Below are 23,976 nucleotides of genomic sequence, written 5' to 3' on the forward strand. Positions count from 1 at the left end.
ACCCCGCCAGCGACATGCCCCTGGTCAACGCCAGCACCTCCGGCCTCAACAACGCCGAAATCCGCAACTACACCTTCAACTTCGGTCCCCAGCATCCGGCCGCGCACGGCGTGCTGCGCCTGATCCTGGAGATGGACGGCGAAGTCGTGCAGCGCGCCGATCCGCACATCGGCCTGCTCCATCGCGGCACCGAGAAGCTCGCCGAGTCCAAGCCGTTCAACCAGTCGATCGGCTACATGGATCGCCTCGACTACGTGTCGATGATGTGCAACGAGCACGCTTACGTGCGCGCGATCGAGACCCTGCTGGGGATCGAGGCGCCGGAGCGCGCGCAGTACATCCGCACGATGTTCGACGAGATCACCCGGATCCTGAACCACTTGATGTGGCTGGGTTCCAACGCGCTCGACCTCGGCGCGATGGCGGTGTTCCTGTACGCCTTCCGCGAGCGCGAGGAGCTGATGGACTGCTACGAAGCGGTCTCCGGCGCGCGCATGCACGCGGCCTACTACCGTCCCGGCGGCGTCTACCGCGACCTGCCGGACCGGATGCCGAAGTACAAGGAATCGCCCTGGAAGAAGGGCGCCGGCCTCAAGCGCTTCAACGAGTGGCGCGAAGGCTCGATGCTCGATTACCTGGATGCGTTCGCCGACGACTTCCCCAAGCGCGTCGACGAATACGAAACCCTGCTGACCGAAAACCGCATCTGGAAGCAGCGCACCGTCGGCATCGGCGTGGTCTCGCCCGAGCAGGCCCTGGCCTGGGGCATGACCGGCCCGATGATCCGCGGCTCCGGCATCGCCTGGGACCTGCGCAAGAAGCAGCCCTACGCCAAGTACGCGGAAGTCGATTTCGACATCCCGGTCGGCGTCAACGGCGACTGCTACGACCGCTACCTGGTGCGCGTCGCCGAGCTGCGCGAATCCACCCGCATCATCAAGCAGTGCGTGAAGTGGCTGCGCGCCAATCCCGGTCCCGTGATCGTCGACAACTTCAAGGTCGCCCCGCCCAAGCGCGAGGAGATGAAGGACGACATGGAAGCGCTGATCCACCACTTCAAGCTGTTCTCGGAAGGCTATTGCGTGCCGGCCGGCGAGACCTACTGCGCCGTGGAAGCCCCGAAGGGCGAATTCGGCTGCTACCTGGTCTCCGACGGCGCCAACAAGCCGTTCCGCGTCAAGCTGCGCGCGCCGGGCTTCGCCCACCTCTCGTCGATGGACGAGATCGTCAAGGGCCACATGCTGGCCGACGTGGTGGCGATGATCGGCACCTACGACATCGTGTTCGGCGAGATCGATCGCTGATCTTGCCGCACTGAAGGTTTGTCCCAGATCGGGCGCCGGGGGCGCGCGGTCGCAGAGGAAAGAAGAAATGAAGGCGACAGGCAATTTCGAGGCCGCACAGCACGTCGATCCGATGGTGGCGTTGTCCGATGCGACGCGCGCGCACATCGATCACTGGCTGACCAAGTTCCCGCCCGACCGCAAGCGTTCGGCGGTGCTGCAGGGTCTGCACGCGGCGCAGGAGCAGAACGGCGGTTGGCTGACCGACGAGCTGATCGCCGCGGTGGCCAAGTACCTGAGCCTGCCGCCGGTGTGGGCGTACGAGGTGGCGAGCTTCTATTCGATGTTCGAAACCGAAAAGGTCGGCCGCAACAACGTCGCCTTCTGCACCAACATCAGCTGCTGGCTCAACGGCGCGCAGGACCTGGTCGCGCACGCCGAGAAGAAGCTGGGCTGCAAGCTCGGCGAATCCACCGCCGATGGCCGGGTCTTCCTCAAGCGCGAGGAAGAATGCCTGGCCGCGTGCTGCGGCGCGCCGGTGGTCGTCGTCAACGGTCATTACCACGAGAAGCTCGACGCGGCGAAAGTCGACGAGCTGCTCGACGGTCTGAAGTGAGGTCGGGCGAGATGGCGCACGGTCACCACGATTATTCCAAGGGCTACGGCCCGGTCGGCCCGGCTCCGCAGGAGCACCAGGTCGTCTACACGACGCTGCATTACGACACGCCCTGGTCGTACGAGAACTATCTCAAGACCGGCGGCTACAGCGCGTTGCGCAAGATCCTCAGCGAGAAGACGCCGCAGGACGAGATCATCAACGCGGTCAAGGCCTCGGGCCTGCGCGGCCGCGGCGGCGCGGGCTTCCCGACCGGCCTGAAGTGGAGCTTCATGCCCAAGGGCAGCGGCACCCAGAAGTACATCCTGTGCAACTCGGACGAATCCGAGCCGGGCACGGCCAAGGACCGCGACATCCTGCGCTTCAACCCGCATTCGGTGGTCGAGGGCATGGCGATCGCCTGCTACGCCACCGGTTCGACCGTGGCCTACAACTACCTGCGCGGCGAGTTCCATCACGAGCCGTTCGAGCATTTCGAGCAGGCGCTGAAGGAAGCCTACGAGAACGGCTGGCTCGGCAAGAACATCCTCGGCAGCGGCGTGGACATCGACATCTACGGCGCGCTCGGCGCCGGCGCCTACATCTGCGGCGAAGAGACCGCGCTGATGGAGTCGCTGGAAGGCAAAAAGGGCCAGCCGCGCTTCAAGCCGCCGTTCCCGGCCAACTTCGGCCTGTTCGGCAAGCCGACCACGATCAACAACACCGAGACCTACGCCTCGGTGCCGGCGATCCTGCGCAACGGCGCGGAATGGTTCGCAGGCCTCGGCAAGCCGAACAACGGCGGCCCGAAGATCTTCTCGGTGTCCGGCCACGTCGCCAACCCGGGCAACTTCGAGATCCGTCTCGGCACGCCGTTCTCCGAGCTGCTGCAGCTCGCCGGCGGCATGCGCGAAGGGCGCAAGCTCAAGGCGGTGATCCCCGGCGGCTCCTCGATGAAGGTGCTGCCGGCGGCGACGATCATGGAATGCACGATGGACTACGACTCGCTGCAGAAGGCCGGTTCCGGCCTCGGCTCGGGCGCGGTCATCGTGATGGACGAGACCGCCTGCATGGTCCGCGCCTGCCAGCGCATCGCCCGCTTCTATTTCAAGGAAAGCTGCGGCCAGTGCACGCCGTGCCGCGAAGGCACCGGCTGGATGTACCGCATGCTGACTCGCATCGCCGAGAAGCAGGCGACCCTGGAAGACTTGCAGATGCTGCGCGCCGCCGCGGGCCAGATCGAAGGCCACACCATCTGCGCGTTCGGCGAAGCCGCCGCGTGGCCGGTGCAGGGCTTCCTGCACCACTTCTGGGACGAGTTCGAGTACGCGATCGTCAACAAGCGGTTCCTGGTGGACGATCAGGCAGCCGGCACCGTGGTCGAGAAGAAGGTGGCGGCATGAGCGCGCAGCCCGTAAATCCGAATCTGCCGCCCGACCACGTCACCGTCTTCATCGACGGCGTCGAAATGGCCGCGCCGAAGAATTCGATGATCATCCATGCCGCCGACAAGGCCGGCATTCCGATTCCGCGTTTCTGCTACCACGACAAGCTGGCGATCGCCGCGAATTGCCGCATGTGCCTGGTCGACACCGAGGTCGGCGGCCGCGCCGCGCCGAAGCCGTCGCCGGCCTGCGCCACCCCGGTGATGGACGGACTGAAGGTGTTCACCCGCAACGAGCGCGCGCTGAAGTCGCAGCGCAACGTGATGGAGTTCCTGCTCGCCAACCACCCGCTGGACTGCCCGATCTGCGACCAGGGCGGCGAGTGCGAGCTGCAGGACGTGTCGATGGGCTACGGCCGCTCGGTCAGCCGCTACGCCGAGCGTAAGCGCGTGGTGCCGGACGAGGACATCGGTCCGCTGGTCGCCACCGAGATGACCCGCTGCATCCAGTGCACCCGCTGCGTGCGCTTCACCGCCGAGATCGCCGGTACGTATGAACTCGGCGGCATGTACCGCGGCGAGAACCTGCAGATCGGCACCTTCGACGGCAAGCCGCTGACCACCGAACTGTCCGGCAACGTCATCGACGTGTGCCCGGTCGGCGCGCTGACCAACAAGGTGTTCCAGTTCAAGGCGCGTCCGTGGGAACTGACCGCGCGCGAGTCGCTCGGCTACCACGACGCGCTCGGCAGCAACCTGTTCCTGCACGTGCGCCGCGGCGACGTGCTGCGCACCGTGCCGCGCGACAACGAAGCGGTCAACGAGTGCTGGCTGTCGGACCGCGACCGTTACTCGCACCAGGGCCTGTACGCGGAAGACCGCGCCCAGCGTCCGCTGGTGAAGGACGGCGGAGAGTGGCGCGAAGCGTCTTGGGAAGAAGCGCTGGGCCGCGCCGCCAAGATCCTGCGCGACAACGGCGGCGACAACCTCGGCGTGCTCGCGCACCCGGCGACCTCGAACGAGGAGGGCGCGCTGCTGGCGCGTCTGGCCGAAGCGCTGGGCACCGGCAATATCGATCACCGCATCTCGCAGCACGATTTGTCCGACGCAGCCGTGGCCGAAACCTTCGCCATGCCGGTCGCCGAAATCGAGCAGGCCGACGTGGTGATCGTGGTCGGCAGCAACCTGCGCCATGAACTGCCGCTGGTGCAGCAGCGCGTGCGCAAGGCTTACAACCGCGGCGCCAAGGTGCACGTGGTCAATCCGGTCGACTTCGATTTCACTTTCGACCCGGCCAGCAAGCGCATCGTCGCGCCGTCGCAGCTCGCCGCCGCGCTCGGCGACGAGGCGCTGCGCGAGATCGCCAAGGGCGGCAACCACGTCGCGCTGATCGTCGGCGGCGTGGCCGAGAACGGCCCGTACGCGGCCGCGATCCGCGCCGCGGTCAAGGCCTTCGCCGAAGCCACCGGCGCCAAGCTGTGCCGCATCCCGCAAGGCGCCAACGCGGTCGGCCTCGCCCGCCACGGCGTGCTGCCGAGCGCGCGCGACGCGGGTTCGATGCTCAGCGATGCGCGCGCCGCGTACATCGTCTACGGCATCGAACCGGGCCTGGATTTCGCCGACACCGAAAGCGCGCTGCGCGCGCTCGGCGCGGCCCAGGTCGTGGCCTTCAGCCATTACGCCTGCCGTTCGACCAAGGCGGTGGCCGATGTGATCCTGCCGATCGCGCTGCTGCCGGAAACCGATGCGACCCTGACCAACCTCGACGGCCGCGACCAGCAGGCCAGCGCCGGCGGCAAGCTGCCGGGCCAGGCCCGCGCCGGCTGGCGCGTGCTGCGCGCGCTCGGCGGCGAGCTGAGCGCGGCGGGTTTCGAGTTCACCGACTTCGCCGGCCTGCGCGCGAGCATCGCGCCGCGCACGGTCGCGCCGGCCGCCGGCCGCGCGCCGAACCCGGCGGGCGAGGGCCTCGAACTCGCGGTCTCCACCGCGATCTACCGCAGCGACGCCACCGTGCGCCGCGCGCCCGCATTGCAATCGCATCCGCTGAATCTCGAGCCGCGCGCCGTGCTCAATCCGGCCGACGCCGCTGCGCTGGGCTTCGGCGACGGCATGGTCGGCAAGTTCGGCGCCGGCGCCGGCACCGCGACCCTGCCGGTCGCGATCAGCGCCAAGGTCGCGCCGGGTACGGTGTGGATCGAAAGCGGCCACGGCGCGACCGCGCCGCTGGGCGCGGGCCGCGTGCAGGCGGGGAGGGCCTAAGCCATGACGGACGGAATGTTCATGACCCACGTGGTCGACCCCCTGCACAACTTCTTCCTGTCGCTGGGTATGGCCGGCGCGGTGCTGTGGATCGTGCTCAAGATCCTGCTGATCGCCATGCCGGTGATCGTCACCGTGGCGTTCTACGTGGTCTGGGAACGCAAGCTGATCGGCTGGATGCACGTGCGCCACGGGCCGATGTACGTCGGCATGGGCATCCTGCAGGCCTTCGCCGACGTGTTCAAACTGCTGTTCAAGGAAGTGATCCAGCCGGCCAAGGCCGAGTCCTTCCTGTACAAGCTGGCGCCGTTGCTGGCGCTGGCGCCGGCCTTCGCGGCGTGGGCGGTGGTGCCGTTCGACGCCAAGATGGTGTTGTCCAACGCCAACGCCGGCCTGCTGTACCTGCTGGCGATGACCTCGCTCGGCGTGTACGGCATCATCCTCGCCGGCTGGGCGTCGAACTCGAAGTACGCCTTCCTCGGCGCGATGCGCGCCGCGGCGCAGGTGGTGTCGTACGAAATCGCGATGGGCTTCGCGATGGTCGGCGTGATGGTCGGCGCCGGCAGCCTCAACCTCACCGACATCGTCATGGCCCAGTCGGGCAACGCCGGCGCGCTGGAATGGTTCGCGCTGCCGATGCTGCCGCTGTTCGTCGTGTACTTCATTTCCGGCGTGGCCGAGACCAACCGCGCGCCGTTCGACGTGGTCGAAGGCGAGTCGGAAATCGTCGCCGGCCACATGGTCGAGTATTCGGGGTCGGCGTTCGCGCTGTTCTTCCTGGCCGAATACGCGAACATGATCCTGATCAGCTTCCTGACCTCGATCTTCTTCGTCGGCGGCTGGCTGAGCCCGTTCCAGGGCCTGGGCATTCCGTTCCTGTCGGTCGACGGCTGGTGGTGGCTGCTCGCGAAGGTGTTCTTCTTCGCCAGCTGCTTCATCTGGTTCCGCGCCTCCTTCCCGCGCTATCGCTACGACCAGATCATGCGTCTGGGCTGGAAGGTGTTCATCCCCTTGACCATCGCCTGGATCGTCGTGGTCGCGTTGATGTCGTACTACGGCATCTTCCTGCCGGGACAGTGAGGCGGAGCAACTCATGAATCGCATCGTTTCCTATTTCAAGAGCCTGCTCCTGATCGAGCTCGCGCAGGGCCTCGGGCTGACGCTCAAGTACCTGTTCAAGCCCAAGTACACGCTGATGTACCCGATGGAGAAGACCCCGCAATCGCCGCGCTTCCGCGGCGTGCACGCGCTGCGCCGCTATCCCAACGGCGAGGAGCGCTGCATCGCCTGCAAGCTGTGCGAAGCGGTGTGCCCGGCGTTGGCGATCACCATCGATTCGGAGAAGCGCGCCGACGGCACCCGCCGTACGACCCGCTACGACATCGACCTGTTCAAGTGCATCTTCTGCGGATTCTGCGAGGAATCCTGCCCGGTCGACTCGATCGTGGAGACCCACATCCACGAGTACCACTTCGACCAGCGCGGACAGAACATCGTCACCAAGCCGCAGCTGCTGGCGATCGGCGACCGTCTCGAAACCGAGATCGCCGAACGCCGCGCCGCCGACGCCGCCTTCCGCTGAGTGCACGCCATGGATCTCGCCCAGATCGCCTTCTTCGTCTTCGCCGCCTTGGCCACGCTTTCGGCCGTGGCCGTGATCAGCGTCAAGAACCCGGTCCATGCCGCGCTCAGCCTGGTGCTGACGTTCTTCTCGGTCGCCTGCGTGTGGATCATCGCCGGCGCCGAATTCCTCGGCGTGGCCCTGATCCTGGTCTACGTCGGCGCGGTGATGGTGCTGTTCCTGTTCGTGGTGATGATGCTCGACATCGACGTCGCCCCGCTGCGCGAAGGCTACGTGCGCTACCTGCCGGTCGGCCTGCTGGTCGCGGTGGTGATGCTGGTCGAGATGCTGACCCTGATCGGGGTCAAGGCCGCGCTGGTCGCGCCGCTGACCGCCGATCCCTCGGGCGGCTCCAACACCAAGTGGCTGGCGATGGCGCTGTTCACCGACTTCCTGCTGCCGTTCGAGATCGCCGCGGTGATCCTGACGGTCGCGGTGATCGCCGCGGTCATGCTGACCCTGCGCCGCCGCCCGGGCGCCAAGCACCAGAACCCGAGCGAGCAGGCGCGCGTGCGCGCCGCCGATCGCATCCGCATCATCAAGATGGACGCCGTCAAGCCCGCCGCCGCTCCGGCGCCGGCCGCGGACGCGGCGCAGGAGGCCAAGCCGTGAGCGAATTCTTCGGGTCGGGCCTCGCCCTCGGCCACTTCCTCGCCCTGGGCGCGGTGCTGTTCTGCATCAGCGTCGCCGGCATCTTCCTCAACCGCAAGAACGTGATCGTGCTGCTGATGTCGATCGAGCTGATGCTGCTCGCGGTCAACATCAACTTCGTCGCGTTCTCGCGCCAGCTGGCCGATCCGGCCGGTCAGGTGTTCGTGTTCTTCATCCTGACCGTGGCCGCGGCCGAGGCCGCGATCGGCCTGGCCATCCTGGTCACCCTGTTCCGCAACCGGCGCACGATCAACGTCGCCGAAATCGACTCGATGAAGGGCTGATCCGACATGGAATCCGCAATCTCCAAGTCCATCCTGCTCGCCATCGTGCTCGCGCCTTTGCTCGGCGCGGTCCTGGCCGGGCTGTTCGGACGCAAGATCGGCCGCGCCGGTTCGCACACCGTCACCATCCTCGGCGTCGCCGCGAGCTGCGCGATGTCGGTGTACGTGCTGTGGCAGCTGGTCGGGCACGGCGCCGCGCCGTTCAACGAGAACGTCTACACCTGGTTCCAGATCGGCGGCTACGAGGCCCACGTCGGCTTCATGATCGACAAGCTGACCGCGATGATGATGGTGGTGGTGACCTTCGTCTCGCTGCTGGTGCACGTCTACACCATCGGCTACATGGCCGAGGACGACGGCTACCAGCGCTTCTTCAGCTACATCTCGCTGTTCACCTTCTCCATGCTCATGCTGGTCATGAGCAACAACTTCCTGCAGCTGTTCTTCGGCTGGGAAGCGGTGGGCCTGGTGTCGTACCTGCTGATCGGCTTCTGGTTCAAGAAGCCGACCGCGGTGTTCGCCAACCTCAAGGCCTTCCTGGTCAACCGCGTCGGCGACTTCGGCTTCCTGCTCGGCATCGGCGCGGTGCTGTGGGCGACCGGCTCGCTCGATTACGGCACCGTGTTCGCCAACGCCCCGACCCTGGCCGAGCGCACCATCACCATCTGGAACAGCGCCGACCCGATCGTCTGGTCGCTGCCGACGGTGATCTGCATCTGCCTGTTCATCGGCGCGATGGGCAAGTCGGCGCAGGTGCCGCTGCACGTGTGGCTGCCCGATTCGATGGAAGGCCCGACCCCGATCTCGGCGCTGATCCACGCCGCGACGATGGTGACCGCCGGCATCTTCATGGTCGCGCGCATGTCGCCGCTGTTCGAGCTGTCGCAGACCGCGCTGAACTTCGTGCTGTTCATCGGCGCCACCACCGCGTTCTGGACCGGCCTGATCGGCATCGTGCAGAACGACATCAAGCGCGTGGTCGCGTACTCGACCCTGTCGCAGCTGGGCTACATGACCGTCGCGCTCGGCGTGTCGGCGTACTCGGCCGCGGTGTACCACCTGATGACCCACGCCTTCTTCAAGGCGCTGCTGTTCCTGGCGGCCGGCTCGGTCATCATCGGCATGCACCACGAGCAGGACATGCGCAAGATGGGCGGCCTGCGCAAGTACATGCCGATCACCTACTGGACCAGCCTGCTCGGCACCCTGGCCCTGGTCGGCACGCCGTTCTTCGCCGGCTTCTACTCGAAGGACACCATCATCGAGGCGGCCGCGCACGTGGCCCACGGCGAGCACGCCACCTGGGTCTCGCAGTACGCCTACTGGGCGGTGCTGCTGGGCGCCTTCGTGACCTCGTTCTACAGCTTCCGCCTGCTGTACATGACCTTCCACGGCAAGGAGCGCTTCCGCGACGCGCACGGCCATGACGACCATGCGCAGGGCCACGACGATCATGCGGCGCACGCGCACGACGATCATGGCAAGAAGCACGACGACCATGGCCACGACGACCATGGCCACCACGGCGCGCACGAGCCGCACGAGTCGCCGTGGGTGGTGACCCTGCCGCTGATCCTGCTGGCGATCCCGTCGGTGCTGATCGGCTTCTTCACCGCCGGCCCGATGCTGTTCGGCACCGACTGGTCCGGCCACGTCAAGCAGCTGCCGTACTTCCTTGGCGCGATCGATCTGCTGCCCGAGCGCGACACCGTCGCCGAGATGGCCGCCGAAGCCTGGCACGGCCCGGTCGCGTTCGCCCTGCACGGTTTCATGGCGCCGGCGTTCTGGCTGGCCTTCGGCGGCTTCGCCCTGGCCACGGTCATGTACCTGTGGAAGCCGGAACTGCCGGCCAAGGCGGCCAAGCTGTTCGCGCTGCCGATCCGCATCCTGGAAAACAAGTACGGCATGGACAACCTCTGGATCGACGGCTTCGCCGGCGGCGGCGTCAAGCTCGGCAAGGCTTCGCGCGCGGTCGACAGCAAGCTGATCGACGGAGCCGTGGTCAACGGCGGCGCCGGCCTGGTCGGCTTCATCGCCAACCTGACCCGTCACGTCCAGTCCGGTTATCTCTACCACTACGCCTTCGCGATGATTGTCGGCCTGATCGCTCTGCTCGCCGTCGTCATCAAGTTCTGGCACTAAACGACAAGGACACCCGACGTGATCCCCGTGCCCTTGCTTAGCCTCCTGATCTGGCTGCCGATTTTCGGCGGCTTCGCCACCCTGGCCTTCGGCCAGCGCGCCAACGCGGCGCGCTGGTTCGCCCTGATCGTGGCCATCGCCACGCTCGGCCTGAGCCTGCTGATGTTCACCCATGCCGACTTCGGCACGGCGAGCATGCAGCTGGTCGAACAGAAAGCCTGGATCCCCTCGTTCGACATCCGCTACCACCTCGGCGTCGACGGCATCTCGGCGGCGCTGATCGCGCTGACAACGCTGACCTCGATGCTGGTGCTGATCAGCGCCTGGACCTCGATCGACAAGCGCGTCAGCCAGTACTACGCCGCGTTCCTGATCCTCGAAGGCCTGATGGTCGGCGTGTTCGCCGCGCTCGACGCGATGCTGTTCTACGTGTTCTTCGAGGGCATGCTGATCCCGATGTTCATCATCATCGGCGTGTGGGGCGGCCCGCGCCGCGTCTACGCCTCGGTGAAGTTCTTCCTGTACACCTTCCTCGGCTCGGTGTTCATGCTGGTCGGGCTGATCTACCTGTACCTGAAGGGCGGCAGCTGGCAGATCGCCGACATGTACGGCCTGCAGCTCAGCGCGACCGAGCAGATGTGGATCTTCTTCGGCTTCCTGATCGCGTTCGCGGTCAAGGTGCCGATGTTCCCGGTCCACACCTGGTTGCCGGACGCGCACGTGGAGGCGCCGACCGCCGGTTCGGTGATCCTGGCCGCGATCATGCTGAAGATCGGCGGCTACGGCTTCCTGCGCTTCGTCCTGCCGATCGTGCCCGACGCCGGCCACGAGTGGGCCTGGCTGGTGATCGCGCTGAGCCTGATCGCGGTGGTCTACGTCGGCCTGGTCGCGCTGGTCCAGGACGACATGAAGAAGCTGATCGCGTATTCGTCGGTCTCGCACATGGGCTTCGTCACCCTGGGCACCTTCATCGCCTTCGGCCTGGTCCACAGCGGCGACGCCCACGGCGCCGACGCCGCGCGCCTGGGCCTGCAGGGCGCGATGGTGCAGATGATCAGCCACGGCTTCGTGTCGGGCGCGATGTTCACCTGCGTCGGCGTGCTCTACGACCGCATGCACAGCCGCATGATCAAGGACTACGGCGGCGTCGCCAACGTGATGCCGTGGTTCGCCGCGTTCGTGGTGCTGTTCGCGATGGCCAACTCGGGCCTGCCGGGCACCTCGGGCTTCGTCGGCGAGTTCATGGTCATCCTGGCCTCGTTCCAGAAGCACCCGCTGATCGGCTTCGCCGCCGCCACCACCCTGATCATCGGCGCGGGCTACACCCTGTGGCTGGTCAAGCGGGTGATCTGGGGCGAAGTCGGCAACGCCCACGTCGCGGAGATGGAAGACATCAACCCGCGCGAGGCGCTGGTGCTCGGCGTGTTCGCCGCCGGCGTGCTGATCCTGGGCGTGTGGCCCAAGCCGCTGACCGACCTGATGGAGCCGGCGATCGCCAATCTGGCCACCCAGATCGTCGCCAGCAAGCTGTAAGCCGGCGCGGGTCCGCCCGCGCCGTCGCGTCAACGCAAGTGAGTAGAAGCGGGAACCGAGGAAAGAGGGAATAGCGCGCTCGTCCGCCGCTGGCTTCCCGCCGTTCCGCGCCCGTTTCCAGTGCAAGGCTCGCCCGAGCCGGATCCGCCAAGAGATTCGCTAATGAACATGCCCGTACGGACCTTCGCCGATGTGATGCCCCTGCTGCCCGAACTGGTGGTCGTCGTCGGCGCGTTCGCGTTGCTGATGCTCGATCTGTTCGTGGAGGAGCGCAACCGCATCGTCTCCCACGTCTTCTCGATCCTGGTGGTCGCGCTGGCGACCGCGCTGATCGCCTTCGACGTGGGCGGGCAGGGCACCGTGCTCAGCGGCATGTTCGTACGCGACACCGCCGCCGACGTGCTCAAGCTCGGCATCGGCGTGGTCGGCATCCTGTCGCTGATCTACACCTGGCCCTACCTGCGCGCGCGCGGCCTGTACAAGGGCGAAGTCGGCGTGCTGATGCTGTTCGCGATCGCCGGCATGATGTTCCTGGTCTCGGCCGGCAGCCTGACCATGGTCTACGTCGGCCTGGAAATGCTGGCGCTGTGCTCGTACGCGCTGGTCGCGGTCGACCGCGACAGCCCGCTGGCCTCGGAAGCGGCGATCAAGTACTTCGTGCTCGGCGCGCTGGCCTCGGGCCTGCTGCTGTACGGCCTGTCGCTGATCTACGGCGCCACCGGCAGCCTGATGCTCGACCAGATCGCCACCGCCGCCGCGGTCGGCCCGCGCTCGATGCTGCTGATCACCGGCGTGGTGTTCGTCGTCGCCGGCATCGCCTTCAAGTTCGGTGCCGCGCCGTTCCACATGTGGCTGCCGGACGTGTACCAGGGCGCGCCGACCCCGATCACCTTGTTCATCGGCGCCGCGCCGAAGCTGGCCGCGTTCGGCATGACCTACCGCCTGCTCGAAGTCGGCGCGCACGGCCTGGACGACCACTGGCGCCTGCTGCTGGCCGGCCTGGCGGTGCTGTCGCTGGCGATCGGCAACCTCAGCGCGCTGCTGCAGACCAACCTCAAGCGCCTGCTCGCGTACTCGACCGTGTCCCACGTCGGCTTCCTGTTCGTCGGCATGGCCGGCGGCGGCGCGCAGGGCTTCGCCGCGGCGATGTTCTACGCGATCAGCTATGCGGTCATGACCAGCGCCGCGTTCGGCGCGATCATCGTCATGTCCAGCCGCGGCTTCGAAGCCGACAAGATCGACGACTACAAGGGCCTCAACGCGCGCAACCCGTGGCTGGCCGGCATGATCCTGTGCGTGATGGCCTCGCTGGCCGGCCTGCCGCCGTTCCTGGGCTTCTGGGCCAAGCTGGCGGTGCTCAAGGCCGCGCTGCAGGGCGACATGCTGTGGCTGGCGATCGTCGGCATCGTGTTCGCGGTGATCGGCGCGTTCTACTACCTGCGCGTGATCAAGGCGATGTACTTCGACGAGCCGGAAGGCAAGCTGCCGGCGCCGAGCGAAGACCGCCCGCTGCGCGTGGTGTTCGGCGTCAACGCGCTGGCGCTGCTGGCGCTGGGCATCGCCTGGAACCCGATCATGGAGTGGTGCCAGCGCGCGTTCGCGGCCTGAGCGGGCCGCGCCGCCGCTGCGAGACGAGGGCCGCCGCCGTGCGGCCCTTTTCTTTTGCGCGGGGCCTGCGTCGCGCAGGAAGGCGCGCAGCCGTCGTGGGAGAGTCCTCGCGCCCGACGCTCGCGTGTCGGATCGCGGCGGCCCGAGCGGAGCGCGCCGGGCCTGAAAGCCCTTGGCCACGGCCGGGCAGAGCGGGGGCGCGCACCCTCCGCGACCATGCTCAATCGGTCGTGAGAAAAATAATCGACACGAAACTGTCTTCGGGGCTTGAATTATTTTGAACACGCCATTAAATTGCCGGCCTGCGAACGCGATGCGGTTTTCGCGAAACACCGGGAAACACCGGACGCGTTCGAAGGGCAGGCGGCAATCATGAAACTTTGATTGCAGGCTTGCGGAAAGTTAAGCCGATCGTTACACTAGTCGGCCTGATGCGGGGTGGAGCAGTCTGGCAGCTCGTCGGGCTCATAACCCGAAGGTCGCAGGTTCAAATCCTGCCCCCGCTACCACTTTTGGCTGTCACGGCCGCGCTTTAAGCAGCGGCCGTTTCGATCGAAAGTCGGGCTTTGTATCGTCGCTCTGCTCGCGCCGATACGCCGAAATCCAGTTGTACGGACAAGGGGCCCGATGGGCCCCTTGTTGTTTTCGGCTTTCCGCGATTCGTCCTTGCGAATGCGGCGGCGGTGGATGCACCGGCCGCCTCTGGCGAGCGTTCGACGGAAGCATTGCATCGCCAGGATGGGTTTTACCGGTCGCACCCCTTCAGGAGTTCAGGCGCGTGACGGACAAGGCAACACAAATCGCCGAATTGCTGGCGCCCACGGTGGCGTCGCTGGGCGTGGAACTGCTCGGCATCGAATACCTGCCCGCACCCGGCAGCGCGACGCTGCGCGTGTACATCGACGTGCCGGCCGCGGAAGCCGACGCGACCGCCGAAGGCGAGCAGCCGCGCTCGGTGACCATCGAAGACTGCGAGGCGGTCAGCCGCGAGATCTCGGCCCAGCTCGACGTCGAGGATCCGATCAGCGGCAACTACACCCTCGAGGTGTCCTCGCCGGGCATCGACCGTCCGCTGTTCACGCTCGAGCACTACCGCCGTTTCGCCGGCGAGCGCGCCAAGGTCGGGCTGAAGCTGCCGCACGAAGGCCGCCGCCGCCTGCAGGGCGAGATCGTCGGCGTGGAAGGCGAGCAGGTGGTGTTCGCGATCGACGGCGTCCGCTACGCGGTGCCGTTCTCCAATATCGACAAGGCCCGGATCGTGCCGGACTGGGAAGCGCTGGGCTTCGCCCCGAGCAAGCCCGGCAAGGGCAAGTCCGGCGCCAAGGACAAGGCCGGCAAGCCGGACGCGTCCGGCAAGTAAGCTTCGAAACCTTCAATTACCAACCCGAGAGCCGGCGGCCCACGCCGAACCGTGCGGAGTGACGAGATGAGCAAGGAACTGTTGCTGGTGGTGGACGCGGTCGCCAACGAGAAGGGCGTGCCGCGCGAAGTCATCTTCGAGGCGATCGAAGCCGCGCTGGCGTCGGCGGCGAAGAAGCGCTACCACGACGAAGACGTGCTGGTGCGCGTGTCCATCGACCAGAAGGACGGCAACTACGAGACCTTCCGGCGCATGGAAGTGGTCGCCGACGACGTGGTCATGGAATCGCCGGACCGGCAGATCCGCCTGATGGACGCGATCGACGAAGTCGAGGGCGTGGAAGTCGGCGACTACATCGAAGAACAGATCGAGAACCCCGAATTCGGCCGCATCGCCGCGCAGGCCGCCAAGCAGGTGATCGTGCAGCGCGTGCGCGAGGCCGAGCGCGCCCAGGTCGTGGACGCGTGGAAGGACCGCGTCGGCGAGCTGGTCACCGGCATCGTCAAGCGGGTCGAGCGCGGCAACATCTACGTCGACCTGGGCGGCAACTCCGAGGCGATCATCCCCAAGGACAAGGGCATCCCGCGCGACGTGCTGCGCGCCGGCGACCGCGTCCGCGGCTACCTGTTCGACGTGCGCACCGAGCCGCGCGGCCCGCAGTTGTTCATCAGCCGCGCCGCGCCGGAATTCATGATGGAGCTGTTCAAGCTGGAAGTGCCGGAAGTCGGCCAGGGCCTGGTCTCGATCAAGGCCTGCGCGCGCGACCCGGGCGACCGCGCCAAGATCGCGGTGCTGGCGCACGACAACCGCACCGATCCGATCGGCGCCTGCATCGGCATGCGCGGTTCGCGCGTGCAGGCGGTGTCGAACGAGCTCAACGGCGAGCGCGTCGACATCGTGCTGTGGTCGGACAATCCGGCCCAGTTCGTCATCAACGCGATGGCGCCGGCGGAAGTGCAGTCGATCATCGTCGACGAGGAAAAGCATTCGATGGACCTGGCCGTGGCCGAGGACCGCCTGGCCCAGGCGATCGGCAAGGGCGGCCAGAACGTGCGCCTGGCCAGCCGCCTGTCGGGCTGGCAGCTCAACGTCATGACCCAGGACCAGGTCACCGCCAAGTCCGAGGCCGAGCAGAACGCGGCGCGCCAGCTGTTCCAGGACAAGCTCGAGGTCGACGAGGAAATCGCCGGCATCCTGGTGTCCGAGGGCTTCAGCACGGTCGAGGAAATCGCCTACGTGCCGGTCGGCGAGCTGCTGGCGGTGGAGGGCTTCGACGAGGACATCGTCGAGGAACTGCGCGCCCGCGCCCGCGACGCGCTGCTCAACGAAGCGCTGGCGGCCGAGGAGGAGATCGACGAACACCAGCCGGCCGCCGACCTGTTGTCGCTGGAAGGCATGGACGAAGGCCTGGCCTTCACCCTGGCGGCGCGCGGCGTGGTCACCCGCGACGATCTGGCCGATCTGGCCTCCGACGAGTTGACCGATATCGAAGGCGTGGACGAGGAACGTGCCGCCGCCCTGATCATGGAAGCGCGCAAGCACTGGTTCGAATGAGGTGAGGAAGGCCGCAAGAGGTCCACAGGGGCGTCTTGCGGCAAGCCGGCCACGGCCCTTGGGGCCCGGCCGGATTCGCAGGACCGGGCAACGGCCCGGTCCGCGAACAGGCCGCGATGGCCTGCGCGAGCCGGACCTGCGGCGCGCGCGGAGCTAGAATGGCGCCATCACGCGCGGGATGCGTCCCGCGCCAAGAGGACACGGAAAACCGAATGTCGCAGCAAACCACCATCCGTAAGCTGGCCGAACTGGTGAACACGCCGGTCGAGAAGTTGCTGGAACAGCTGGCCGAAGCCGGCATGAAGTTCAGCGGCCCCGACCAGGTCGTGACCAGCATCGAGAAAGTCAAGCTGCTCGGCTTCCTCAAGCGTTCGCACGGCAAGGCCGACAAGCCCGCCGACAGCGACGAAGCGGCCAAGAAGATCACCCTCAACCGCAGCCGCAAGCAGGAAATCACTGTCGGCGGCGGCAAGAACCGCACCACGGTCGATGTGGTGGTGCGCAAGAAGGTGACCCTGGTCAAGCCGAACGAGGCCGGCGGCCCCGTCAGCGAGAGCGAGGAGCGCGCCGAGATCCTGCGCAAGCTGGAGGAATCCAAGCAGCGCAACCTCGCCGAGCAGCAGCGCCTGGCCGCCGACGACAAGCGCCGCGCCGACGCCGTCGACGCGGCCCGCCGCGCCGTCGAGGACGCCGCCCGCGCCAAGGCCGAGGAGGAGGAGGCCGCGCGCAGCGCCGCCGCCGCCGCCAACGCCGCGGCCGCGCCGAAGACGCCCGCAGCGACGCCGGCGACGCCCGGGGCTGCCGCCGCCGGCGCCGATTCCGCGCGCAAGCCGGCGACCACGACCCACGGCCACGGCCATCCCAAGCCGGCCCGCGCCGAGCCTGCGCGCCCGGCCGACGACCGCAACGCCGCCGCCGCGCGCCACAAGACCCGCGGCTCGCACGCGATGGTCGCCGGCGTCGAGGACGACGACGCGGCCAACCGCTTCGCCGGCCAGTTGCACCTGTCGCCGTCCGACCGCGCCCGCCGCAGCAACAGCAACACCCGCGGCAAGGGCGGCCGGATGCAGCAGAACCGGCGCCAGAACGAGCAGTCGCGTTCCGGCGGCGGCCAGCACGGCTTCTCGCGTCCGACCGCGCCGATCGTGCGCGAAGTCGCGATCGGCGAGACCATCACCGTGGCCGACTTGGCGCAGAAGCTCGCGCTCAAGGGCGGCGACGTGGTCAAGGCGATGTTCAAGATGGGCGTCATGGCGACCATCAACCAGAGCATCGACCACGACACCGCCGCGCTGGTGACCGAAGAACTCGGCCACGTCGTGGTCAAGGCCCTGGGCAACGACGCCGAGGACGCGCTGCTGGCCCACGCCGAAGAGGCGCAGGGCGACAAGGCGCCGCGTCCGCCGGTGGTCACCATCATGGGCCACGTCGACCACGGCAAGACCTCGCTGCTGGACTACATCCGCCGCACCAAGGTCGCCTCCGGCGAAGCCGGCGGCATTACCCAGCACATCGGCGCGTACCACGTGGAAACGCCGAAGGGCGTGATCAGCTTCCTCGACACCCCGGGCCACGCCGCCTTCACCTCGATGCGCGCGCGCGGCGCCAAGCTGACCGACATCGTGGTGCTGGTGGTCGCCGCCGACGACGGCGTCATGCCGCAGACCAAGGAAGCCGTGCAGCACGCCAAGGCCGCCGGCGTTCCGCTGATCGTGGCGATCAACAAGATCGACAAGTCCGACGCCGATCCGCTGCGGGTCAAGAACGAGCTGTTGGGCGAGGAAGTGGTCGCCGAGGAGTTCGGCGGCGACACCCAGATGGTCGAACTGTCGGCCAAGACCGGCGCCGGCGTCGACAACCTGCTCGATGCGATCTCGCTGCAGGCCGAAGTGCTCGAACTGCGCGCCGCTCCGGTCGGCCGCGCCACCGGCACGGTGATCGAATCCGCGCTCGACAAGGGCCGCGGCCCGGTCGCGACCGTGCTGGTCCAGCAGGGCCAGCTGAAGAAGGGCGATTACCTGGTGTGCGGCGTGCATTACGGCCGCGTGCGCGCCCTGTTCGACGAAACCGGCAAGCAGGTCGAACAGGCCGGCCCGTCGATTCCGGTGCAGGTGCTGGGCCTGTCGGGCGTGCCCGACGCCGGCGACGACTTCGTCGTGGTCGAGGACGAGCGCCTGGCCAAGGACGTGGCGCAGCAGCGCGACGCCAAGCGCCGCGAATCGCGCCTGGTCGCCGCCGCCGGCAACCGCATGGAAGACATCATGGCCCAGATGGGCAAGGGCGAGGGCCAGCTGAGCCTCAACCTCGTCGTCAAGGCCGACGTGCAGGGTTCGGTCGAGGCGCTGCGCCAGGCCTTGATCGCGCTGTCGAACGAGCAGATCCGCATCAACGTGATCAGCTCCGGCGTCGGCGGCATCACCGAATCCGACGCCAACGCCGCGGCCACCGCCAAGGCCACGGTGATCGGCTTCAACGTCCGCGCCGACGCTTCCGCGCGCCGCATCATCGAGGCCAACGGCGTCGACCTGCGCTACTTCTCGATCATCTATGACGTGATCGATCAGGTGAAGCAGGTCGCCTCGGGCATCCTCGGCGTGGAAATCCGCGAGGAGATCATCGGCATCGCCCAGGTCCGCGACGTGTTCCGCAGCTCCAAGTTCGGCGCGGTCGCCGGCTGCATGGTGGTCGAGGGCGTGGTCAAGCGCTCCAAGCCGATCCGCGTGCTGCGCGACAACGCGGTGATCTTCGAAGGCGAACTCGAATCGCTGCGCCGCTTCAAGGAAAACGTCGACGAAGTGCGCAACGGCACCGAATGCGGCATCGGCGTGAAGGCGTACAACGACGTCAAGCCGGGCGACCAGATCGAGTGCTTCGAGCGCATCGAGGTCCAGCGCACGCTGTAAGGCCGGGATTCGGGATCGGGGATTCGGGATTCGCCCAGCGGATCCCGAATCTTCCCGACTCCCGCTTACTGCTTCGACCAATCCCGAATCACGAATCACGAATCCCTGATGCCCAGCAAATCGTTCCACCGCACCGACCGCGTTTCCGCCCAGCTCCGCCGCGAGCTGGGCACGCTGGTGCGCGAGGCCGTGCGCGAGCACGGCCTGCCGTCGGTCAGCGTGTCCGACGTCGAAATCACCCGCGACCTGGCCCATGCCAAGGTGTTCGTCACCGCGTTGCAGCCGGAGCGTTCGCTCGAGGCGGTCAAGGCGCTGAAGGAACTCGCGCGCGAGCTGCGTTTCCATCTCGGCAAGGCGATGAAGCTGCGGCACGTGCCGGAACTGCATTTCCACTACGACGATTCGGTCGACCGCGGCGAGCGCATCGAGCATCTGCTGCGCGAGGCGGCCGATAGCGACGCCGCCGAGCGCGAAGACGATCGCGAAGAAGACGAAGGGCAGGGCAAGGACCCCGCCTGAGTCGGGCGCGGTGCGCCGGCGCGCCGGCATCGGTCGGAGCCCGCGTCGCGACGACTCGTCAGCGAGCCCGGATCGCCCGCTGCGATCACCCACCCGCTCCCGCCGCCGGTCGGCTCCGGCCGTCGGGCCGCGTACGCGGCGCGCTTCACGCGTCCGTTCCGGCGCACTATGCGAGCATCCCGAGACGTAGACCCGCGCGCCGGCATCCGGCCGCCATCCTGGGGCGAAGGTCCTGCTTGAATACGACGCGCTCGAATCCGCAGCGTAAACGCACCTGGCGCAACGTCGACGGCCTGCTGCTGCTCGACAAGCCGCAAGGCCTGAGTTCGAACCAGGCCCTGCAACAGGCGCGCCACCTGTTCCGCGCCGAGAAGGGCGGCCACACCGGCAGCCTGGATCCGCTCGCGACCGGCCTGTTGCCGCTGTGCTTCGGCGAGGCGACCAAGATCGCCGGGCTGCTGCTCGGCGCGCGCAAGGCCTATACCGCCACCGCCGTGCTCGGCCTGACCACCGACAGCGACGACGCCGACGGCGCGCCGCTGCGCGAACGGCCGGTGCCCGAATTCGACGACGCGCAGATCGAAGCCGCGCTGGCGCCGTTGCGCGGCGCGATCCTGCAACGCGCGCCGATCTTTTCCGCGCTCAAGCAAGGCGGCGAGCCGCTGTACGCCAAGGCCCGCCGCGGCGAGGCCATCGAGGCGCCGGAACGCGAAGTCGTCGTGCACTCGCTGAGCCTGACCGGCCGCGACGGCCCGCGCCTGGAACTGCACATCGAATGCGGCTCCGGCACCTACGTGCGCAGCCTGGTCCGCGACCTCGGCGAAGCGCTGGGCTGCGGCGCGCACGTGGCGACGCTGCGGCGGTTGTGGGTCGAACCCTTCATGCAGCCGGCGATGATCACCCTCGAACAGTTGCGCGAGCTGGCCGAACGCGGCGACGAGCGCATCCTCGACGCCCTGCTGCTGCCGATCGAGGCCGGCCTGAACGGCTTCGACCGGGTCGCCCTGGATCTGGCCGCCGCCGAGCGCCTCGGCCACGGCCAGGCGGTCGCCTGCGCCGACGGCGAGCCCGGACTGGTCGCGATCTACGGCGAAACCGGGCGCTGCCTCGGCCTCGGCGTGCGCCAGGCCGGCGGGCGCCTGCAGCCGCAACGCCTGTTTCGCTGGGCCGCGCAGGGCGGCTGAGCCGCCGGCGCGGCCGCGACAAACTGAACAGGCGGCGGGCAGTGCCGCCGAGGTGCCCGCGAATCGCCGCGACGGTTCCGATCCGTATCGGCCAAAGGTCGCAATCGTCGCAGCGGGCTGTTACAATCTCGCCGCTTTTCAAGCACTTCCAACCGAAGCCGGCTTGAACAGCGATCCCCAACCATAGCAAGCGGCGGGCCAGGCGGTGCGTCGGAGCGGCAACGGCCGCGCCGATTCGCTTCTGCGGGCCGCGCATCTGAAAGAGAAAACATCATGTCGATCGACACCCAGAAAGTCATTGAAGACAACAAGCGCGGCGCCAACGACACCGGCTCGCCGGAAGTCCAGGTCGCCCTGCTGACCGCCCGCATCGAACAGCTGACCGGCCACTTCAAGGCCCACAAGCAGGATCACCACAGCCGTCGCGGCCTGCTGATGATGGTCAACCGCCGTCGCAGCCTGCTCGACTACCTCAAGCGCAAAGACAACGAGCGCTACAAGGCCCTGATCGAGAAGCTCGGTCTGCGCCGCTAATCGGACACCCAACCGCGGCGCAGCGATGCGCCGCGGTTTGTTTTGGCGGGGACGAAAACCCCGTATGGCGCTGCAGGACGCAACGCCGCCAGCGACGAAACGCGAGCGCGATCGTCGAACTGGACCGGCCCTCGGGCCACGTGCGACGCGGCGCGGAGCGCGCGCGCGACACAACCATCCTCAGGTCGCTGGCGCCGGCGGCCGACCGGAGCGGGGCACGGGCCCCGACCGGAACGCATAGATACCGAAGGAAACCCACCGTGGCAAAAATTACCAAGACCTTCCAGTACGGCAACCATCAGGTGACCCTGGAGACCGGCGAGATCGCCCGTCAGGCCGGCGGCGCAGTGATCGTCAAGTTTGAAGACACCGTACTGCTGGTGACGGCCGTGGCCGCCAAGAGCGCGCGCGAGGGGCAGGATTTCTTCCCGCTCACCGTCGACTACCAGGAGAAGTTCTACGCCGGTGGCCGCATCCCGGGCGGCTTCTTCAAGCGTGAGGGCCGCGCGACCGAGAAGGAAACCCTGATCTCGCGCCTGATCGACCGCCCGATCCGTCCGCTGTTCCCGGAAGACTACAAGAACGAAGTCCAGATCATCGCGACCGTCATGTCGTTGAATCCGGAAATCGACGGCGACATCCCGGCCCTGATCGGCGCTTCGGCGGCGATGGCGCTGGCCGGCACCCCGTTCCAGGGCCCGATCGGCGCGGCCAAGGTCGGCTACAAGAACGGCCAGTACCTGCTGAACCCGACCGCGACCGAACTGGCCGACTCCGAGCTCGAGCTCGTCGTCGCCGGCACCTCGAACGCGGTGCTGATGGTCGAATCCGAAGCCAAGATGCTGTCCGAGGACGTCATGCTCGGCGCGGTGATGTTCGGCCATCGCGAAATGCAGAAGGTCATCAACATCATCAACGAGCTCGTCGTCGAAGCCGGCACCAAGCCGTCGACGTGGGAAGCTCCGGCCAAGAACGACGCGCTGATCGGCGCGCTCAAGGAAGCCGTCGGCAGCCAGCTCGCCGGCGCCTTCCAGGTGCGCGACAAGCTGCAGCGCCGCGACGCCATCTCGGCGATCAAGAAGGACGTGCTGCTGTCGCTGGCCGGCCGCGCCGAATCCGAAGGCTGGGCCGCGGGCGAACTGTCGAAGGAATTCGGCGAGCTCGAATACCAGACCATGCGCAGCTCGGTGCTCGACACCAAGGTCCGCATCGACGGCCGCGCGCTCGACACCGTGCGCCCGATCGCCTCCAAGGTCGGCGTGCTGCCGCGCACCCACGGCTCCTCGCTGTTCACCCGCGGCGAGACCCAGGCGATCGTGGTCGCCACCCTCGGCACCGCGCGCGACGGCCAGATCATCGACGCCGTCTCGGGCGAGTACAAGGAACACTTCCTGTTCCACTACAACTTCCCGCCCTTCTCGGTCGGCGAATGCGGCCGCATGATGGGCCCGAAGCGTCGCGAAATCGGCCACGGCCGCCTCGCCAAGCGCGGCGTGCTGGCGGTGATGCCGACGATGGAAGAATTCCCGTACACCATCCGCGTCGTCTCGGAAATCACCGAGTCGAACGGCTCGTCCTCGATGGCTTCGGTCTGCGGCAGCTCGCTGGCGCTGATGGACGCCGGCGTGCCGATCAAGGCGCCGGTCGCCGGCATCGCGATGGGCCTGGTCAAGGAAGGCGACAACTTCGTCGTCCTGTCCGACATCCTCGGCGACGAAGACCACCTCGGCGACATGGACTTCAAGGTCGCCGGCACGTCGGAAGGCATCTCGGCGCTGCAGATGGACATCAAAATCCAGGGCATCACCGAGGAGATCATGAAGGTCGCGCTGCAGCAGGCCAAGGCCGGCCGCCTGCACATCCTCGGCGAGATGGCCCACGCCATCACCCAGTCGCGCACCGAGCTGTCCGAGTACGCGCCGCGCCTGCTGACGATGAAGATCCACCCGGACAAGATCCGCGAAGTGATCGGCAAGGGCGGCTCGACCATCCAGGCGATCACCAAGGAAACCGGCACCCAGATCGACATCCAGGACGACGGCACCATCGTCATCGCCTCGGTCAACGCCGCCGCCGCGCAGGCCGCCAAGGCGCGCATCGACCAGATCGTCTCCGACGTCGAGCCGGGCCGCATCTACGAAGGCAAGGTCGCCAAGATCATGGACTTCGGCGCGTTCGTGACGATCCTGCCGGGCAAGGACGGTCTGGTCCACGTGTCGCAGATCTCCAGCGAGCGCGTCGAGAAGGTCAGCGACAAGCTCAAGGAAGGCGACGTGGTCAAGGTCAAGGTGCTGGAAGTCGACAAGCAGGGCCGCATCCGCCTGTCGATCAAGGCCGTGGAAGAAGGCGAGGGCGTGCCGGCGGCGTAAGCCCCGCGCGACATCGCGAATTACGGAGAAAGCGGGCTTCGGCCCGCTTTTTTCGTTTGCGCGGCGGCGCCGTCGTATTCAGATTGTCCGCCGCCGCCTGACGCGGGCGGCGGTCTTGGGAGGCCGCCTCGATGGGCCCTGGCTCGCCGGCGGTCCCGGCGACCTCACAGCGGCCGCGCCCCGCGCCGGGTCC

Annotated in this window: 18 protein-coding genes, 1 tRNA gene and 2 pseudogenes; 20 read left to right on the plus strand and 1 reads right to left on the minus strand. The window is 67.5% G+C overall.

Annotated features, from left to right (window positions below; all coding sequences use genetic code 11):
• Positions 1-14: 14 nt before the first annotated feature.
• The 11 genes from JHW38_RS02120 (at position 15) to nuoN (ending at position 13,360) form a co-directional block, all read left to right on the plus strand.
• Positions 15-1,304, plus strand: a complete 1,290-nt coding sequence (locus JHW38_RS02120; RefSeq protein WP_207526216.1) for an NADH-quinone oxidoreductase subunit D — start codon at positions 15-17, stop codon at positions 1,302-1,304.
• 67 nt (positions 1,305-1,371) lie between these two features.
• The gene (gene nuoE / locus JHW38_RS02125; RefSeq protein ID WP_207524393.1) at positions 1,372-1,899 is read left to right on the plus strand and encodes an NADH-quinone oxidoreductase subunit NuoE; all 528 of its coding nucleotides are present in this window, start codon (positions 1,372-1,374) and stop codon (positions 1,897-1,899) included.
• An 11-nt stretch (positions 1,900-1,910) separates the two neighbouring features.
• Positions 1,911-3,281 (plus strand): NADH-quinone oxidoreductase subunit NuoF, encoded by a 1,371-nt coding sequence (nuoF, locus tag JHW38_RS02130; RefSeq protein ID WP_207524394.1) that lies wholly within the window; start codon positions 1,911-1,913, stop codon positions 3,279-3,281.
• On the plus strand, positions 3,278-5,521 hold the full coding sequence (gene nuoG / locus JHW38_RS02135; RefSeq protein ID WP_207524395.1) for an NADH-quinone oxidoreductase subunit NuoG: 2,244 nt from the start codon (positions 3,278-3,280) through the stop codon (positions 5,519-5,521). Before nuoF ends, nuoG begins: the two co-directional genes overlap by 4 nt.
• Positions 5,522-5,536: 15 nt before the next feature.
• Positions 5,537-6,601, plus strand: coding sequence for an NADH-quinone oxidoreductase subunit NuoH (gene nuoH / locus JHW38_RS02140; protein WP_207526217.1), 1,065 nt, complete (start codon positions 5,537-5,539; stop codon positions 6,599-6,601).
• Between the two features lie 13 nt (positions 6,602-6,614).
• The gene (nuoI, locus tag JHW38_RS02145; protein ID WP_057947332.1) at positions 6,615-7,103 is read left to right on the plus strand and encodes an NADH-quinone oxidoreductase subunit NuoI; all 489 of its coding nucleotides are present in this window, start codon (positions 6,615-6,617) and stop codon (positions 7,101-7,103) included.
• A 9-nt stretch (positions 7,104-7,112) separates the two neighbouring features.
• Positions 7,113-7,754: an NADH-quinone oxidoreductase subunit J gene (locus tag JHW38_RS02150; RefSeq protein ID WP_207524396.1), complete on the plus strand. Its 642-nt coding sequence runs from the start codon at positions 7,113-7,115 to the stop codon at positions 7,752-7,754.
• Positions 7,751-8,077 (plus strand): NADH-quinone oxidoreductase subunit NuoK, encoded by a 327-nt coding sequence (gene nuoK / locus JHW38_RS02155; protein ID WP_057947334.1) that lies wholly within the window; start codon positions 7,751-7,753, stop codon positions 8,075-8,077. The genes JHW38_RS02150 and nuoK overlap by 4 nt, the downstream gene beginning before the upstream one ends.
• A gap of 6 nt (positions 8,078-8,083) precedes the next feature.
• Entirely contained in the window at positions 8,084-10,219 is a 2,136-nt protein-coding gene (gene nuoL, locus JHW38_RS02160) for an NADH-quinone oxidoreductase subunit L (protein WP_207524397.1), read from the plus strand.
• Between the two features lie 18 nt (positions 10,220-10,237).
• Complete coding sequence (locus JHW38_RS02165; RefSeq protein ID WP_207524398.1) at positions 10,238-11,752, plus strand: NADH-quinone oxidoreductase subunit M; 1,515 nt, start codon at positions 10,238-10,240, stop codon at positions 11,750-11,752.
• Positions 11,753-11,914: 162 nt separating this feature from the next.
• Positions 11,915-13,360: an NADH-quinone oxidoreductase subunit NuoN gene (gene nuoN / locus JHW38_RS02170; RefSeq protein ID WP_207524399.1), complete on the plus strand. Its 1,446-nt coding sequence runs from the start codon at positions 11,915-11,917 to the stop codon at positions 13,358-13,360.
• Here nuoN and JHW38_RS25850 read toward each other — a convergent pair.
• Complete coding sequence (locus tag JHW38_RS25850; protein WP_428995282.1) at positions 13,326-13,565, minus strand: DUF6053 domain-containing protein; 240 nt, start codon at positions 13,563-13,565, stop codon at positions 13,326-13,328. The two genes, nuoN and JHW38_RS25850, sit on opposite strands and share 35 nt — an antisense overlap.
• Positions 13,566-13,792: 227 nt before the next feature.
• Between JHW38_RS25850 and JHW38_RS02175 the strand changes: the two genes are divergently transcribed.
• The 9 genes and pseudogenes from JHW38_RS02175 (at position 13,793) to pnp (ending at position 23,783) form a co-directional block, all read left to right on the plus strand.
• Positions 13,793-13,869, plus strand: a tRNA-Met gene (locus JHW38_RS02175).
• Positions 13,870-14,138: 269 nt separating this feature from the next.
• Positions 14,139-14,720 (plus strand): ribosome maturation factor RimP, encoded by a 582-nt coding sequence (gene rimP, locus JHW38_RS02180; protein ID WP_207524400.1) that lies wholly within the window; start codon positions 14,139-14,141, stop codon positions 14,718-14,720.
• A 66-nt stretch (positions 14,721-14,786) separates the two neighbouring features.
• Complete coding sequence (nusA, locus tag JHW38_RS02185) at positions 14,787-16,274, plus strand: transcription termination factor NusA (RefSeq protein ID WP_207524401.1); 1,488 nt, start codon at positions 14,787-14,789, stop codon at positions 16,272-16,274.
• Between the two features lie 212 nt (positions 16,275-16,486).
• Positions 16,487-17,311, plus strand: a pseudogene (locus JHW38_RS25855) (translation initiation factor IF-2); the annotation flags it as partial.
• Positions 17,312-17,380: 69 nt separating this feature from the next.
• A pseudogene (gene infB / locus JHW38_RS02190) lies at positions 17,381-19,177 on the plus strand (translation initiation factor IF-2); the annotation flags it as partial.
• 108 nt (positions 19,178-19,285) lie between these two features.
• Positions 19,286-19,696, plus strand: coding sequence for a 30S ribosome-binding factor RbfA (gene rbfA, locus JHW38_RS02195; RefSeq protein WP_207524403.1), 411 nt, complete (start codon positions 19,286-19,288; stop codon positions 19,694-19,696).
• A gap of 236 nt (positions 19,697-19,932) precedes the next feature.
• Positions 19,933-20,880, plus strand: a complete 948-nt coding sequence (gene truB / locus JHW38_RS02200) for a tRNA pseudouridine(55) synthase TruB (RefSeq protein WP_207524404.1) — start codon at positions 19,933-19,935, stop codon at positions 20,878-20,880.
• 273 nt (positions 20,881-21,153) lie between these two features.
• Positions 21,154-21,414 carry a 30S ribosomal protein S15 gene (gene rpsO / locus JHW38_RS02205; RefSeq protein ID WP_057947342.1) on the plus strand — a complete coding sequence of 87 codons (261 nt, stop codon included), beginning with the start codon at positions 21,154-21,156 and terminating at the stop codon, positions 21,412-21,414.
• 260 nt (positions 21,415-21,674) lie between these two features.
• Positions 21,675-23,783 (plus strand): polyribonucleotide nucleotidyltransferase, encoded by a 2,109-nt coding sequence (gene pnp / locus JHW38_RS02210; RefSeq protein WP_207524405.1) that lies wholly within the window; start codon positions 21,675-21,677, stop codon positions 23,781-23,783.
• The last annotated feature ends 193 nt before the right edge of the window (positions 23,784-23,976 follow it).

Origin of the sequence: Lysobacter enzymogenes, from assembly GCF_017355525.1 — a bacterium.
In the GTDB taxonomy this organism is placed as follows: Bacteria; Pseudomonadota; Gammaproteobacteria; order Xanthomonadales; family Xanthomonadaceae; genus Lysobacter; species Lysobacter enzymogenes_C.

Bases quoted from the DNA above. Each gene is read 5' to 3' on its own strand.
- nuoH (WP_207526217.1), top strand. From the start codon at position 5,537: ATGTTCATGACCCACGTGGTCGACCCCCTGCACAACTTCTTCCTGTCG.
- nuoF (WP_207524394.1), top strand. From the start codon at position 1,911: ATGGCGCACGGTCACCACGATTATTCCAAGGGCTACGGCCCGGTCGGC.
- JHW38_RS02150 (WP_207524396.1), top strand. From the start codon at position 7,113: ATGGATCTCGCCCAGATCGCCTTCTTCGTCTTCGCCGCCTTGGCCACG.
- rbfA (WP_207524403.1), top strand. From the start codon at position 19,286: ATGCCCAGCAAATCGTTCCACCGCACCGACCGCGTTTCCGCCCAGCTC.
- nuoG (WP_207524395.1), top strand. From the start codon at position 3,278: ATGAGCGCGCAGCCCGTAAATCCGAATCTGCCGCCCGACCACGTCACC.
- nuoE (WP_207524393.1), top strand. From the start codon at position 1,372: ATGAAGGCGACAGGCAATTTCGAGGCCGCACAGCACGTCGATCCGATG.
- nuoN (WP_207524399.1), top strand. From the start codon at position 11,915: ATGAACATGCCCGTACGGACCTTCGCCGATGTGATGCCCCTGCTGCCC.
- nuoL (WP_207524397.1), top strand. From the start codon at position 8,084: ATGGAATCCGCAATCTCCAAGTCCATCCTGCTCGCCATCGTGCTCGCG.
- rpsO (WP_057947342.1), top strand. From the start codon at position 21,154: ATGTCGATCGACACCCAGAAAGTCATTGAAGACAACAAGCGCGGCGCC.
- JHW38_RS02120 (WP_207526216.1), top strand. From the start codon at position 15: ATGCCCCTGGTCAACGCCAGCACCTCCGGCCTCAACAACGCCGAAATC.
- nuoI (WP_057947332.1), top strand. From the start codon at position 6,615: ATGAATCGCATCGTTTCCTATTTCAAGAGCCTGCTCCTGATCGAGCTC.
- nusA (WP_207524401.1), top strand. From the start codon at position 14,787: ATGAGCAAGGAACTGTTGCTGGTGGTGGACGCGGTCGCCAACGAGAAG.